The organism is Streptomyces sp. CGMCC 4.7035 (assembly GCF_031583065.1).
In the GTDB taxonomy this organism is placed as follows: Bacteria; Actinomycetota; Actinomycetes; order Streptomycetales; family Streptomycetaceae; genus Streptomyces; species Streptomyces yaanensis.
The window spans coordinates 2,050,048-2,062,708 of the sequence record NZ_CP134053.1 but is presented as its reverse complement, the minus strand read 5'-3'; the positions used below and the strand labels follow the sequence as shown (position 1 = coordinate 2,062,708).

Genomic DNA, 12,661 nt, shown 5'->3' with positions numbered 1-12,661 from the left:
GCCCGGCGCTCAGCGGCAAGACCGCGTATCTACGAGCAGTTCGGGACCGCTGGCCCAGCGCCACACTGATCGACTGCCGAGGCATGAGTGCCGACACGGTGGCTACTCGCATGCGTGAAGAGTGCCGTGCCGCCCCTGCCGGTCGTCCCTGTGTCCTCCTCCTCGCCAATGTGCAGTACGCAGGTGAGGTCCTGACGTCGACCGAACCGGCCCGCGTGGCGGAAATCCTGGCTCCGGGATTCAGACGGTTCGAAGGCCGTGAGGTCTGGGTCATGGCGGAGTTCGACCCGGACCTCGTAGCTCCTCCCCGGATCGCCGAATACGAAGTCAACCTGCCAACGCCGACTTCGACCGGTGGGGCTGCCGAGGAGGAACCAGCTGCGGCCCGTCGGCTGGGGGCACTGGCTGCCTCCGAACTACGTCAGGTGCCACTGCCTGTCTGGCGGTTGCTGTCCTCCGCGAGCGGTGTGCCTACAACGGAGCAAGCCCTCCTCTCCTTCGCCGAGCAGCAACCGGATGTCCTGGTCGTGGACGAGGGCCGGTCATCGGTCGCTTTCCGGTCCGAAGCTCTCCTCCATGCATGGCGACGCAGGCAGCCCTGGGATTCTGTGGCCCAATCCCGCACTGTCGAGGCGCTGGTGTCCGCAATGGCGGACGGCAGACCGGGGCTCTGGTCCCAGCAGGGACCGGTGGGCCGGTACGCCACTCACGCACTTCCCCTGCATGCGGCGCTGGCTGGTGCGCTGCCCCGCCTTGTGGCCGACGGGCGGCTGCTGGCCCAGTGCTCGGCCACCGTGCTGCATGAGGCCCTGGCCATCGCCCACCCCGACGGAGTGCCGTATGCGAGCGTGGCAGCGATGCTGCACTATCTGGAGGTTCAGGGCATCTCCCCCTCGTCACACGGTGAGTGGGTGGCCTGGCTTCATCACGCGGCACTCAGCGCGGGGCGCGCAGAGCTGGCCGAACAACTACTGGCTTCAGGGGTTCCGTTGCCGTGGCGGACCATTTGGACCCACTGGCGCCCCACGGGCATCTTCGGCCAAATCCGGGACGAGGCCGGACGTGTCGACGAACTCGGCGTAGCAGTCGGTGAGTCTGGCCTGACCGTCGTTACGGCCCGGGACGTGACCACTGGCAAGAACGCCTACCCGAAATACCGGTACATCCGTCAGGAGTGGATCCCGGTGACCGGGGAGCCTGCCTCAGCTCCGGTCGAGGTGCGCGCCTCCCTGTCGGCAGGCGATCTCCCCTGGAGCAACGCACGCCGCTCTCCGGGTCCCGCGGCGCCCAACGTCACCTTCGCCGAACACACGGACAGCGGCTGGCAACTAGGGACGTCCACGCTACCTCATCCGCCCAACTGCCCGTCCGGGGTGACAAAGGGCCTTTACGTCGACGGGCGCTGGGTGCTCGCTGGCGCTGGGGGTCTCTTCGCCGTATCTGTCCAGGCGGCTGGAAGCGCCACGCAGGACACGTACCGCAAGCGGCCTCTGGTCGCCGCACACACCCGGTCCGCTCCATGGCCGCTGCCGCCCTCCGCGTCGGCTGCTCTGCGCGGTGACGGAATGCGGGACTGGCTCGAGGAGACCTTTGGCGCAGGGATCTGCCATCGGCTGGCCGAGGATCAGCTCCCCCAAGGGCTGGACGACCCTGCCGCGCGCGGCTTCCTCACCGAGACAGGCCTGCCGGAGATCAGCGACTTCCTGCATCTCGCCATCACCCCGCGCGGCGACCGCTGCCTGCCCGAAGTGGCCTGGCCCGGCCGAGGTCGGGAAGTGCCCCGGCAACGCCGTGCCAGGAGCGAGGCACCCAGCAGCGGCCCGTTCTTCGAGCTCGGTACCTGGATGTACTCCAGGCTCCTGCTCGACGGCAGCACCGGTCGGCTCTTCAGGGACACCACGGGTGGTTCGCCCGACCCCGTCGCCGGCAGCAGCCTCACACAGTTCTTCGTTATGGTCCGGTTGTACGACGAGTTCCGCAGAACACACTTCCCCTACGTCGCCGACCACAAGGACGCGCAGCACAACCTCGCCAGGTGGTGCGAGGAGATCGATGGTGCCGCCGCCCGGGCCGAGGCCTGGAGGCTCATCCTTGAGGGGCACGACTTCGAGGACAGCACCTGGGACTTGGCCTCCTATGGGGCTGAATGGGTCTGACACCTGAGCCGGAGGCTTGCAGCCGGAAATCGAAGGTGTCGTCCGGGAAATCGACGGGGACGGCTCCCAGGCCAAGGCATGGATGTACGCACTGCACAACGACTGACGCACCACACGCAAGGGTGGAGAACAGGAACCCTCACGAGGCACTACCGAGTTACTCGCCGCACACGCGTCGAAGTTCGGGGTACGCGACACCAGCACCCTGGACGGCACCTACGTACTGCCCGACGGGAAACCCTCGGCATCGGCGCGTCGACCAAGCCAGCCATCGACGGCAATGACTTCGACAAGGACGCGGAGGACATCGCGCTGTGGGCCGCCCGCCGGCATCCCACGGCGGACAACCCGCACGAGCAGCCCGTCCTGCCGCTCCTCGCTCGGCGACGACGCCTGCGAGGCGGCGGGGCGGGAAGTGACGTGAGCGGCTGTGATCGGGATGATCGGCGTAGGCCTCGCAGGGATCGGCGTGTCATTCCTGGTCAGCTATTGCTCCGATACTTCTTCTGACCAGCTTCGTGGGCCGCGACCCCGGAAGGACCAACTGTGTTGATCATCTTTGGCACCAAGGGATACCTGTACCAGCTCGCGGTACTGACTCTGGTGTGCGGCCGCTGCGGCAATCCCTCCGCGCACACGCTCAGGAAGCGCATCACGAAGTTCACGCTGTTCTTCGTGCCGCTGTTCCCGATCTCGACGAAGTACATGACGCAGTGCACCTTCTGCGGCGCGGAGCAGAACGTGGCCAAGGAGCAGGCGGAGCAGCTGCAGGCGCAGGCCACGAGCGGCCACGGCGGTGAGACGTCCGGACGGACGCAGCAGCAGTACCCGTCCTGAGTAAGCCTGCAACACAGGCGTCGCCCGTTCGCGTGAACATCGGCGCGGGCCAGAACCGGCTGCCTGCCTGCAAAGCGAACAGCCATTGGCGTACTCGGTGGACGATGTCAATCCCCTCGAACTGTGAGTCCTTCCTATGCAGCCAGTCCCACGGTGAGGCCGGCCCTGTACTCGTTCTCGTAGTCGATCGGGCTCTTGGATCCGGCAGACACGGGTCCGGACTTCTGGTCCGTCGGCGCGGCCGATCAAGCCAAGGCCGTCTTAGCCGCGCCCGCCCCTGCGTGGCCATCGTCGCCTCTCCACGGACCACCGGTCGCCCACTGGACGTGGATGACGCCCGGCCCCGGCCCCTGGCCTGCCTGTCCAGGTATTCGATCAATGCCGCCTCTTTGCGAAGCAGCCGTTCCCTCTGGTCTTGGGGAAGCGACGCCAGCGCGTCGACGAGGACGCGCGTCCGGGGCACATGAACCATCGCGCCGGAGTAGATCCGGCACCCGGAACACCATGCCAAGCCGACGCACCGCTCGAACATCGATGACTCGGGCGGATGAAAACGGATCTCGTACGAGCGGACGACCGTCCCGCAAGCGGCACAGATCCGTCGATCCCCGTCCAGGACCGTATGCCAGGTCCCGACCTTGACCCAGCGCTGCCACCCGGTCTGTGCTCTTCAAATCGCCATGGGCAGCAATCTCTCACGGTGACCCCGGGGCACCAGTTGGCAACGCGACCGTTGCCGAAGCGGTTCAGCCGAAGTCGTTCGTACCCGGCGTGGGACGTGTGCTGACGGTCTCGTCGTACGTCGGCATATTGGTGCCGTACGAGGTGCGCGGGTCCAGTGGTCCGTCGCCGGACGGCCGGCCGCCCGGGTCGAAGCCCGAGGCGCCGCCCGGGTGCCCGACGGGGTGCTGCTCGCCCCCGCGCGGACGCAGCACGGCAGGCATCACACCGGGGGTGGCCTGCGTCGCGCTGTCCGTGCCGGTCTTCTCGAAGTCCTGGGAGACCCGCTCGTCGTTCCACTCGTGGCCGTCCGCCGACGACCTGAGGTTGTCCCCGCCGGCCTGGACGCGGGCGTGCAGACCGTCGAGGGCCGGCTTCCAGCTGGTGGCGATCTCCGTCAGGGCGGGCCCGATCGACCAGCCGGTGAGCGAACCGCCCGCGGTCTCGGCCTCCTTGACGGCCTTGTCTGCGGGATCCTTCATGGTTCGGGCTATGTCGTCGCAGGCTCCGGCTGAGGCACGTAGTTCAGCCGGGTCGACGTCGGTGCGCTGGGACACGTCCGGTTCCTCTCGGTTCCTTTCGGGCGTTCAGAACTGCTGCTGCTCGACGCCGGGCGGAAGCATGCAGGGGGTGCGTACGGAGAAGGAGAGGCGTTGCGGCTTCGTTTTCCCGGAACCGACGGTCTCGGCCGTGACCCGATAGGAGTTCTCCTTGCTCTTGGCCCTGAACACCGCCGATGCATAGGCGTCCTTGAACTCCCGGTATCCCGTGACCTCGTACCCCTGCTGGGAGAGTTCCCGGCGCAGCGTCCGCACGACGCGTGTGTGGTCCGTGACCGGGGCCGGGGAGTAGACGTAGTAGAAGAGGCTGTACCGGCCGTCCTCGGCGACCTCGTCGTTCCCCCCGATGCATGCCTCGAAGTTCACCTTGGCCGTCGAGGGGACGAGTTCGACATCGGTGAGCCGGGCCATGTACGCGGTGTAGTCCTTGGCCCAATTCAGCGCGACGTCCCTTTCCATGCGGGGCAGCGGGGCGTTCGGGTCGTCACTCTGGGACATACAACCTCCAGTCAGGAACAGGGCCGCGGAGACACCGAGGAACGTGCGGAGAAGGGGATTACAGACCTGGGACGATGTAGGCGTCCGGCGGCAGCTCGCCGCCCTCCTTCGGAACCTCCGTCGGCTTCCTTCCCGCGATGACCGCTCCCTGGTTGTCGAGAGAATCGCTGCCCTCGTCCCAGTAGCCGCTGTGACCGTGGGTGTCGACTTCGAAATTGTTGCCACCGAAGGCTCCCAGCATCGGGTCGCGGCCGAGGGTGAGGTCGGAGGCGTGGTTGATGACGGCGTCGTCCTTCGCGCCGCCGATCCACACGTGTTCCGGATCCATCTGCAGATCGCTCGCTTGGTCCACGGTCATCCCCGGGCTGCCGACGACCACGATGTCGTCCGCGCCCAGACCGGAGCCTCCTGAAGCCGCCGCACCGACCACTGTGGAACCGTAGCTGTGGCCGAGGACGGTGGTGTGACTCGGCGACCCGTCGTGCGAGGCGTGCGTGCCCGCCACGAACTGACGCAGGTCCGGAGCGCCGTCCTCGGCCCGGCCGGTCCCGCCGACGCTGTTGAAGTCGGTCGTGGAAGCTTCGGGAGCGTCGTAGCCGAGCCAGGTGATCATCGCCACGCTCTCGCCGTCGGACTGATTCTCCGCCGCCGCCTGCAACCTGCCGATGCGTGTGATCTGACCGGGGACGGCGTCCATGTTGGTGTTGGTGCCCGGCACCAGGATCCCGGTGTGCGCGGCCGTGTCCGGGTTGCCCTTCGCGACGATGGCCCGTCCGTCGTCCTTGGAGTCGTAGCCAAGGAGGTACAGCTCCCTGCCCTTGGGCGCGTCGTCCGCGGCCTCGAGCTGGTCATTGAGCACCTGAGCGTTGTTCAGGCGCCTGTTGACCGTCTCCACGCTTTCGCCCGGGAAGTCTTCGCTGTAGTTGCCCTCCTGGAGCATATTGAGCTCCTGGGTGAGGGCCGTGCGATTGGCGTCGTCGCGTACGTCCGTCGGCAGACCGTCGGTCGCGCCGATCTCCTTCGGATAGAGCGTGGTGTAGGTCTGACGCTCCTCGGGGCTGAGGGCCTTCCACCACTCGGCGGCGGCCTTCGGGTCGTCCTCGGGGATCTGCGGGGCCTGGACCCCCACAGCCTTCATCGCATTCTTGACGTCGTGGGCGGATTCCGCTGCCGCGTCATGGCTGAGCGGGTCGGTGAGGATGTCGCCGTTCAGCTCCGCAAGGGCCTTCGCACCGTCGTCGCTGGCCTTGTGTGCGGCGGTCAGGGCCTCTTCCATGGCTGCGCGGTACTCCCCGAGCAGGGCGTCGCGGTCCGCGATCATCTGCTGTGCATCGGGGTCCTGGCGTGGGAGGTCCGTGGTAGTCGGGTCGCTGATCCAGCCGTCGCCGTCGACCTTGAAGCCGTCCCCCTCGGCACGCCGCACCGCATTGCGGAGGTCCGTCTGGGCCTGCTCCATCCAGAACCTTGTGGTGTCCAGGACCTCGGCGACGGCCATGGCCTCCGTCTCGACCACGCCGATCCGCGATTCGACGTCCTCCAGATAGAAGAGGGCCGCGTCGGCGTCGTCGCCCTTCCAGGAGTGGTGCAGTGGCCCGGTGACCTGCCGACGGTGCCGGTCGGTCAGGGAGTCCATGGTCGTCGACAGCGTGCGCCAGGTCTTGGCCGCGGCTTCCAGATCGGAGAAGTCCTGCTTCATCAGCCGGGAGAAGTCAGAGGCCATGTCGGCACCTGCTTGTGCTTGACCTGCGCCAGCGCCCTTCCGGGCAGGGCGAGCCAACGCAAGTAGACATAAGGCAACCCCCGTTGCAACTGCTCACTCATGAGTTCGAGGTGTCACCCTAGCGGACAACTCGTCTGCCTTGTCGCTCAGTTGGTGGCACGGAGCCACTGCGGGCCCGGAGGCGCGGGCCGGTGGACCTGGCTCGTAATCGCCACCCACACCCAGCTCCGGCTCACCCGCGAGGCCGCCGCCGACCTCCGCCACCCCTGGGAGAAACCGGCCGAAACCGCACGGCTCACCCCCACTCGGGGATCCGCAGCTGCAGTACGTCGCCGTGGCGCACGGACGGGTCCGCCTCACCAGCCACCAAACCCAAGCAACAGCGCAAATCAGGAGTCCGCTGTGCCGTTCGGGGTGGAGTGCCTGACGGAAACGTTCTTGGCCCGTCGGCTGCGAAGGGTCACCCAAGGGGCTTGTCCTGTGACTTGCCCGCGCGACGACTCGGCCCAGCGAGCAACTGGGCGCCGGACCGTCGGCTGCGTAACCGGGGATTACTCCTTCGGTGCCTCCTCGACCGAACCTGATGGTGCCTGCGCGCCTACCGGCTTGCCGAAGTCGGAGTGCACCAGGTCCTGCATGTCGTCACGGGTGCTGTCCTGCTTGAAGTAGTACGGCTTGCCCGTGGTCGCCACGTACCACGTAACCGACTCCCCCTTCGCCGTCATGATGACCGGCACCGCCTGCTGGCCGTCCACCGTGGTGACCTTCCCCTTGGTTACCTTGGTGCCGGCGTCGAGCGTGTCGGGGTCGGTGAACTGCTCGTGGTGGCACCAGCTGGCGAACCCCTTCATCAGCGGGTTGCTCGGCGTCCCATGGAGCCACGTGCCGGCAGAGAGCGCGATGCCGAGCTCCGAGTTGAACCCCTTGACGATCTCCGAGTCCGGCTTGGCCCAGACGTCGTTGCCCTTCCGGATGATCTCGAAGGTGCCCTCGGACATTTTGACGGTGCCGACGCATTCCGTGGCAGAGAGCAGCAGATCGGCCTTGGTGCTCCCGCGCGTCAGCTTCTCCCGGAAGGAGCCCGCGTCGGCGTTGGCCTTGTGTCCGTCGTCGTAGATCTCCTTGGCGGAGAGCTTCTCGACACCGTTCGGCTCGGCAGCCGGACTGGCCTCTGCGGTCTTCGACGGTGTGGAGCCCCCTGCGGACTCCACGGCGTCGCTGTCACTCTCGCAGGCCGCGAGCGACACCACTGCCGCGGCACAGGCGAGCGCTGTGGCGGCGCGTCGGACGGACAGGACACGCGTGAGCATGAGTACCCCGTGTTTATTCGATTGCGTGCAAACGTTCTTGATCATCTAAGCAAGAACCCGCACAGCGACTCCAACTAGGCTCTGCATCAGCGCACTTTGCGGCCGAATCCCCTCCAGGCCTTCACAACTCACCCCCGATCGGCCGTCGCACCTCAGCAAACCTTGTCGTCCGCCTTGATGTCCGAGTTGATCTCGCCTCCGGCTGAACGTAGAAAGCGAAAGCCCCTGTCGGCTGGACGCCCGAACGCGGTTCCAGTCGACAGGAGCTGTGCGATTCGGCAGATGAGGGCTTCAGCCCAGGAAGGTCCCCTGGCGCTGCATCATCCCGCCCGCTCCCGCCGACACCTTGCGGCGGCCCGACCACGCAAGGAGTGCCCCGCCGATCAGAAACACCAGCCCCACGCCTGCAGCGACCAGTCCCGTCATCCACAGCCCCTGGTCCAGTGGCGCGTGCTTGGTCTTCGGTGTCCCGTCCAGAGTCACTAGATGCTCCTTACCCTTGTAAGCCGCCGCCCCTGACTTGTCCCTGGGGGGCGAGGCAGCGGCCCTCACTGCCGCTTCCGCGTTGATCCGTCCGTACCCGAGCAGGGCACTGCCACCGCCTGCGGGGCGGTGAGTGGTAGCGATCAGGACGTCATTCACCTGGGCAGGGGTCAGCTTCGGATTCTTCGCGTACATGAGGGCCACGACGCCGGCGGCCAGCGCGCAGGCCGGTGAGGTGCCGTCGACCGCCTTGTAGCCGCCGGTGTTCGTCGCGCTCATGATGTCGACGCCGGGCGCGGCCACGTCGTTGTACGTGTGCACCGTGGAGAAGTTGGCGCGCCCGCCGCCCTGCTGGGTGGCGGCCACCGCGATCACGCCCGCGTAACCCGCCGGGTAGGAGGCCCCGTTGAGCACGTCGCCCGCGTTACCGGCCGAGGCGAGCACTGTCACGCCGTTGCGTACGGCGTAGGCCACGGCGGCGGCCTCGTCCTCGTCGTACGAGGTGAACAGGTCGTCGCTGCCGAGGGACATGGAGATCACGTCGGCACCATGCTGGACCGCGTAGTTGATGCCTTTGGCGATCGGGTTGTCGCCGCGCTTGCGGTACTCCTCCATCTCCTTCTCGCTGCGTTCCTCCTCATGCTTGTCGTCGATGACGCGCACGGAGAGGATCTTGGCCTTCGGGGCGACTTTGAGGACGTCGGAGGCCATGGCGGTGCCGTGCTGCCCCCACTGCGCGTCGCCCTCCTTCAGCCCGTCCTGGCGATAGTCGGGCCCGGTGGTGACCTTGCCCTTGAGGGCGGGATGGTCGGCGTACACGCCGCTGTCGAGGACCGCGACCGTCACTCCCTGGCCCTGGCTCAGCCGCTGTGCTGCGGTCAGGCCGAGGGCCGTGCCCTCCCAGCCGACCGGCGTGGCCGCGCGGGCCGGAGCGGTGGCCAGCGTGCACAGCAGACCGGTGAGGGCGACCGCGGTGCCGGTCATGCGTATGGTCCGGAACTTCACTGCCGGGCTCACCTCTCCAGGTTCCCGAGGTTGGTGTAGAAGATCTCGCTGAGGGCGTTCGCCGCGTCCATCCAGGGCTTACGGTCCTCGTCGTTCGCCCCGTAGTCGCCGAACTCGCCGGGCAGATTGCCTGATGTGCGGCCGTCGACCGCGCCGGTGGTGACAGCGATGGCGTAGGGGAGATCGCCACCCAGGGCGTCCCCGCCCATGCCGTTGCGCCGGTTCTCCCGCCACTTCGCCGCGAGCGTGCCGGGCACCGTGAACGGCACCACGGCGGCGTCCGGGACGTCCGCGTGTTCCTGCTTGTCGAGGTACTCGCCCATCTCCTGGCCGGCGGTGCCCTTGGGCAGGACGACGATCGCGACGGTGGCGACCATCTCACCGGTGAGATCGACATACGTGGCACGCAGTACGGCCTTGCAGCCGAGCTTCTCCGCCGTCTCCTTGGTCTCGCCGCTGAGACCCTTCGCGCAGGAGGTGTCCTGAGAGATGCCCATCCGGCTCCACTGCGCGACCTTCTTGTCCGACACCTCGTACGTGTAGTTGGGGGTGTCACCGACGGTCGCCGGGAAGAGCTTCTCGATGGTCTCATTGCGCCACAGCGTCGAGCCGTAGGCGGAGTTGGGGATCGACTGCCGACTGTTGCTGTACGCGTGGGAGGCGAGCGCCCCGCCACCGAGCATGCCGAGCACGCCGAACACGCCGAGCAGGCTCCCGATTACCTTTCGGGCGGTTCCTTTGCCACCCGCGGGGGGCATTGGTGCCCCGTGCATGTGGTTACCGGGGAAGGGGACCCCTGGGACATAACTCCCGGGGGCAGGATGTCCGGGCGGGGCGTACGCACCGTACTGAGACGGCCCCGGTTGGGCCGGAACTGCCGCCGGAGGCGCACCTGGGGGTGCCGCTGGTATGGGCGGCACAGGGCCCGATGCCTGCCATTGCTGTTGCCAACCACTCTGCGGGGGCGGCTGCCCATACGGACTACCGCTCGGCGGTGTTGGGTAAGACATGCTTCCCTCTCGGATGGTCATTCTGCGAGGGAGCACGATAGGTGGTCCGGCCTCACACGACAGAGCCCCGCATCTCGACCGACCCGCAACCCAGGTTGCTGCGAGGCTCAACCTGAGCCACTCGCGCACCTTTCGGCGTCCCCCGCCAATCTGACGACACTTTATGGCCTTCGCAGACGCAAGGCGTATCCAGCCCGTGGAGCTCACATAACGATCTCGTTGAAGGCCCTGGTCGGCCGTGACCGGTGTGACGATTCGGGTGTCCGGAGGGCGTGAGTGGGCCAGGTCCACGGACGTGGTGTACGGCGACTGCGCACAGGCGGTCGAGTCCGCAGGCGCGACAGAAGTCCCGGGCGTGTTGCAGTTCAGTCGGTACACCACCCCCGTTGACACGGCCTTCAATTCCCTGGGTCTCAACCTGGACGATGAGGAAGGCCTGGAGCGAGCTCTGGGTCATGCGGAGAGGATCCGGCCGGGAGCGACTTCCAACGCGAGGTCGCCTGCCACTCCTACTGTGAGATGGCCGTCCGCACCTCGCCGGGGACGGACTCCTTCTACGTCGGCTTCCGCCTGGACGAGGCGCCGGACGACCGCCTCACCACCGCCTCGCTACTGGCCCGTCTCGACCTGCTGGACGAGCCGGACGCCGAACTCTCGGCCCCGGCCTCTTCGAGGCACCCTCCGCGAGCGACATCAACACGATCGAGGAGGCCCGTGACCCAGCAGGACCAGGTGTCCTCGTCCTGTGCGGCATCGAGTGGCAGACGGATGCGGCAGACGAAACGGCTCCCTCTCTGCCGCTGGCCAGCGCGGACGTGTACCTCCCGCCGACCTACTGGCCCTGATATGGGGGACCGCGCCAACGCCACCGGAGGCTGGGGGCCGGCCAGCATGAAGCTGGAGCAGGCTGCCGACGCAGTGCGCTAGCCAGTCCGGAACCTGCGACCGCTGACCCGATACCCACGAGTGGGCCCGCGAGGCGGTGTCAGTCGGCGACGCGCGCACCGATAGCCCGGGCGCGGCGGCGGGCTTCCGGGCTGAGGCCTTTGCGGCGGGGGGAGGTGCGGGGGTTGTAAGCGGTGGGTTGGGCGAGACAACTCAGGCTCTGCGGGCCGGGCTTGGCGACCACGCAGGCGAAGCGCGGGTCACCGGCGTACCAGAGTTCGTCGTCGTAGTCCTTCAAAGCCTCGCGGCTCCAGATCCGGAACAGCCCGGCGGCCAGCTTCAGCGACACCGTCTTCTCCGGGCTGTCGGGATCGGGCAGCACGAAGAGCGCCTCTTTGCCCCCGGTGATCCGGACGGCTCGGGATTGCTGACGCCAGGGATAGGTGGTGAGGATGCGCCGCATGCGCCGCCACCTGCTCAGTCGGCCGAAGGCCAGCAACGCAAGAAACATGATCACAAGCAGGACCAGCGTCATGGGAACCACTGCCGCCAAGGGCAATAGGACCGTGAGGTACAACGTGCCCCACCACAGCGCGACCCAGCCGAGCGACTTGGCCAGGTGCCACGTCACCCAACGGAGGTAAGCGGGTCGGGTGCCAGGTGTCTGCCATGCCAACGGTCCGTCGAAGCCTTGCTCGTTCAGGTTCGTGGTCATTCGCACATCCCAGGTCATCCGAAGTCGGCGGCAATGCCGTTCGCGATGCTGCCGGGGCCATCGGCTTCTTCACCTCGTGCGGCGCGCTCGATATCCCGCATGGGATCGTGGAATGACACCGTGTAGGCAATGGCCAGCATCAAGTCGCGGTAGTGCTTACGGGAGTCCACCGCGACCGTGCTCAGCGTCAGGACGGCCAGTTGCACGCCCGACGGGGCCGGGATGTACACGTTGCACTGGTAGAGCTCCTGTATCGGCATGCCCGCCACGGCGGGAACGGTGAGCAGGGAGTCGGACACCGCACCGGAAAGCCCGCCCGGCAGCGTCACCAGCTCCACGTTCTCCGCCGATTCGCGGAGCGTGGCCGCCCGGACGGCTGTGACCTTGGGCGGGGCCCACTCGATGTCCCGCAACGCCACGGTGACGACCGAGACCGCCGAGGAGCCGTCGTCGGCGTAGTGCATGCCGAGCGCGCAGCCGATGATGCCTTCGCTGTGCATCTCCCGCACCATGTAACGCACATCGCGCACCGTCCCGGCGAAGCGGTCACGTTCCGCCTCCGGGGCACTGTCGGCGACGAGTGCCATGAGGTGTTCGAGGCGGGCCTCGTGTTCTGTTCCCGGAGCGGCATCGAGGGCGTCGAGCGGAACGTTCAAGTAGCCACCCGGCAGCGCGTACCAGATCTTGGAACTCGGATCGCGGGCCGAGTCGTCGATGAACAGCCGCAGGGGGGACGCGACGGAGTCCTCTGTCATGTCATTT

10 protein-coding genes and 1 pseudogene are annotated in these 12,661 nt (G+C 67.3%); 3 read left to right on the top strand and 8 right to left on the bottom strand.

Going from position 1 to position 12,661, the window contains the following annotated elements; translation table 11 throughout:
• Positions 1 to 83 precede the first annotated feature (83 nt).
• Both Q2K21_RS08700 and Q2K21_RS08695 read left to right on the top strand, forming a co-directional pair.
• The gene (locus tag Q2K21_RS08700; protein WP_310768363.1) at positions 84 to 2,156 is read left to right on the top strand and encodes an SUKH-4 family immunity protein; all 2,073 of its coding nucleotides are present in this window, start codon (positions 84 to 86) and stop codon (positions 2,154 to 2,156) included.
• Between the two features lie 549 nt (positions 2,157 to 2,705).
• Positions 2,706 to 2,993: a zinc-ribbon domain-containing protein gene (locus Q2K21_RS08695; protein ID WP_310780739.1), complete on the top strand. Its 288-nt coding sequence runs from the start codon at positions 2,706 to 2,708 to the stop codon at positions 2,991 to 2,993.
• Between the two features lie 746 nt (positions 2,994 to 3,739).
• On the opposite strand, the gene Q2K21_RS08690 is transcribed toward Q2K21_RS08695, so the two are convergent.
• The 3 genes from Q2K21_RS08690 to Q2K21_RS08680 all read right to left on the bottom strand — a co-directional run bounded on the left by Q2K21_RS08690 (position 3,740) and on the right by Q2K21_RS08680 (position 6,491).
• Entirely contained in the window at positions 3,740 to 4,195 is a 456-nt protein-coding gene (locus Q2K21_RS08690; protein ID WP_386276982.1) for a hypothetical protein, read from the bottom strand.
• 105 nt (positions 4,196 to 4,300) lie between these two features.
• Complete coding sequence (locus Q2K21_RS08685) at positions 4,301 to 4,771, bottom strand: hypothetical protein (protein WP_310768359.1); 471 nt, start codon at positions 4,769 to 4,771, stop codon at positions 4,301 to 4,303.
• 58 nt (positions 4,772 to 4,829) lie between these two features.
• The gene (locus tag Q2K21_RS08680; RefSeq protein WP_310768358.1) at positions 4,830 to 6,491 is read right to left on the bottom strand and encodes an alpha/beta hydrolase; all 1,662 of its coding nucleotides are present in this window, start codon (positions 6,489 to 6,491) and stop codon (positions 4,830 to 4,832) included.
• A 174-nt stretch (positions 6,492 to 6,665) separates the two neighbouring features.
• Between Q2K21_RS08680 and Q2K21_RS35985 the strand changes: the two are divergent.
• A pseudogene (locus Q2K21_RS35985) lies at positions 6,666 to 6,869 on the top strand (NF041680 family putative transposase); the annotation flags it as partial.
• Between the two features lie 173 nt (positions 6,870 to 7,042).
• Here the strand turns inward: Q2K21_RS35985 and Q2K21_RS08670 are convergent.
• From Q2K21_RS08670 to Q2K21_RS08650, 5 genes are all read right to left on the bottom strand, one after another.
• Complete coding sequence (locus tag Q2K21_RS08670; protein ID WP_310768356.1) at positions 7,043 to 7,801, bottom strand: hypothetical protein; 759 nt, start codon at positions 7,799 to 7,801, stop codon at positions 7,043 to 7,045.
• A gap of 291 nt (positions 7,802 to 8,092) precedes the next feature.
• The gene (locus tag Q2K21_RS08665; RefSeq protein ID WP_310768355.1) at positions 8,093 to 9,268 is read right to left on the bottom strand and encodes a S8 family peptidase; all 1,176 of its coding nucleotides are present in this window, start codon (positions 9,266 to 9,268) and stop codon (positions 8,093 to 8,095) included.
• Between the two features lie 29 nt (positions 9,269 to 9,297).
• Positions 9,298 to 9,990, bottom strand: coding sequence for a hypothetical protein (locus Q2K21_RS08660; protein WP_310768352.1), 693 nt, complete (start codon positions 9,988 to 9,990; stop codon positions 9,298 to 9,300).
• Positions 9,991 to 11,284: 1,294 nt separating this feature from the next.
• Entirely contained in the window at positions 11,285 to 11,899 is a 615-nt protein-coding gene (locus Q2K21_RS08655; protein ID WP_310768350.1) for a hypothetical protein, read from the bottom strand.
• A 14-nt stretch (positions 11,900 to 11,913) separates the two neighbouring features.
• Positions 11,914 to 12,654 (bottom strand): hypothetical protein, encoded by a 741-nt coding sequence (locus tag Q2K21_RS08650; RefSeq protein ID WP_310768348.1) that lies wholly within the window; start codon positions 12,652 to 12,654, stop codon positions 11,914 to 11,916.
• Positions 12,655 to 12,661 lie beyond the last annotated feature (7 nt).

Coding starts and splice junctions, on each gene's coding strand:
- Q2K21_RS08700 (WP_310768363.1), top strand. CDS start 84: ATGAGTGCCGACACGGTGGCTACTCGCATGCGTGAAGAGTGCCGTGCC.
- Q2K21_RS08690 (WP_386276982.1), bottom strand. CDS start 4,195: ATGAAGGATCCCGCAGACAAGGCCGTCAAGGAGGCCGAGACCGCGGGC.
- Q2K21_RS08685 (WP_310768359.1), bottom strand. CDS start 4,771: ATGTCCCAGAGTGACGACCCGAACGCCCCGCTGCCCCGCATGGAAAGG.
- Q2K21_RS08680 (WP_310768358.1), bottom strand. CDS start 6,491: ATGGCCTCTGACTTCTCCCGGCTGATGAAGCAGGACTTCTCCGATCTG.
- Q2K21_RS08670 (WP_310768356.1), bottom strand. CDS start 7,801: ATGCTCACGCGTGTCCTGTCCGTCCGACGCGCCGCCACAGCGCTCGCC.
- Q2K21_RS08665 (WP_310768355.1), bottom strand. CDS start 9,268: ATGACCGGCACCGCGGTCGCCCTCACCGGTCTGCTGTGCACGCTGGCC.
- Q2K21_RS08655 (WP_310768350.1), bottom strand. CDS start 11,899: ATGACCACGAACCTGAACGAGCAAGGCTTCGACGGACCGTTGGCATGG.
- Q2K21_RS08650 (WP_310768348.1), bottom strand. CDS start 12,654: ATGACAGAGGACTCCGTCGCGTCCCCCCTGCGGCTGTTCATCGACGAC.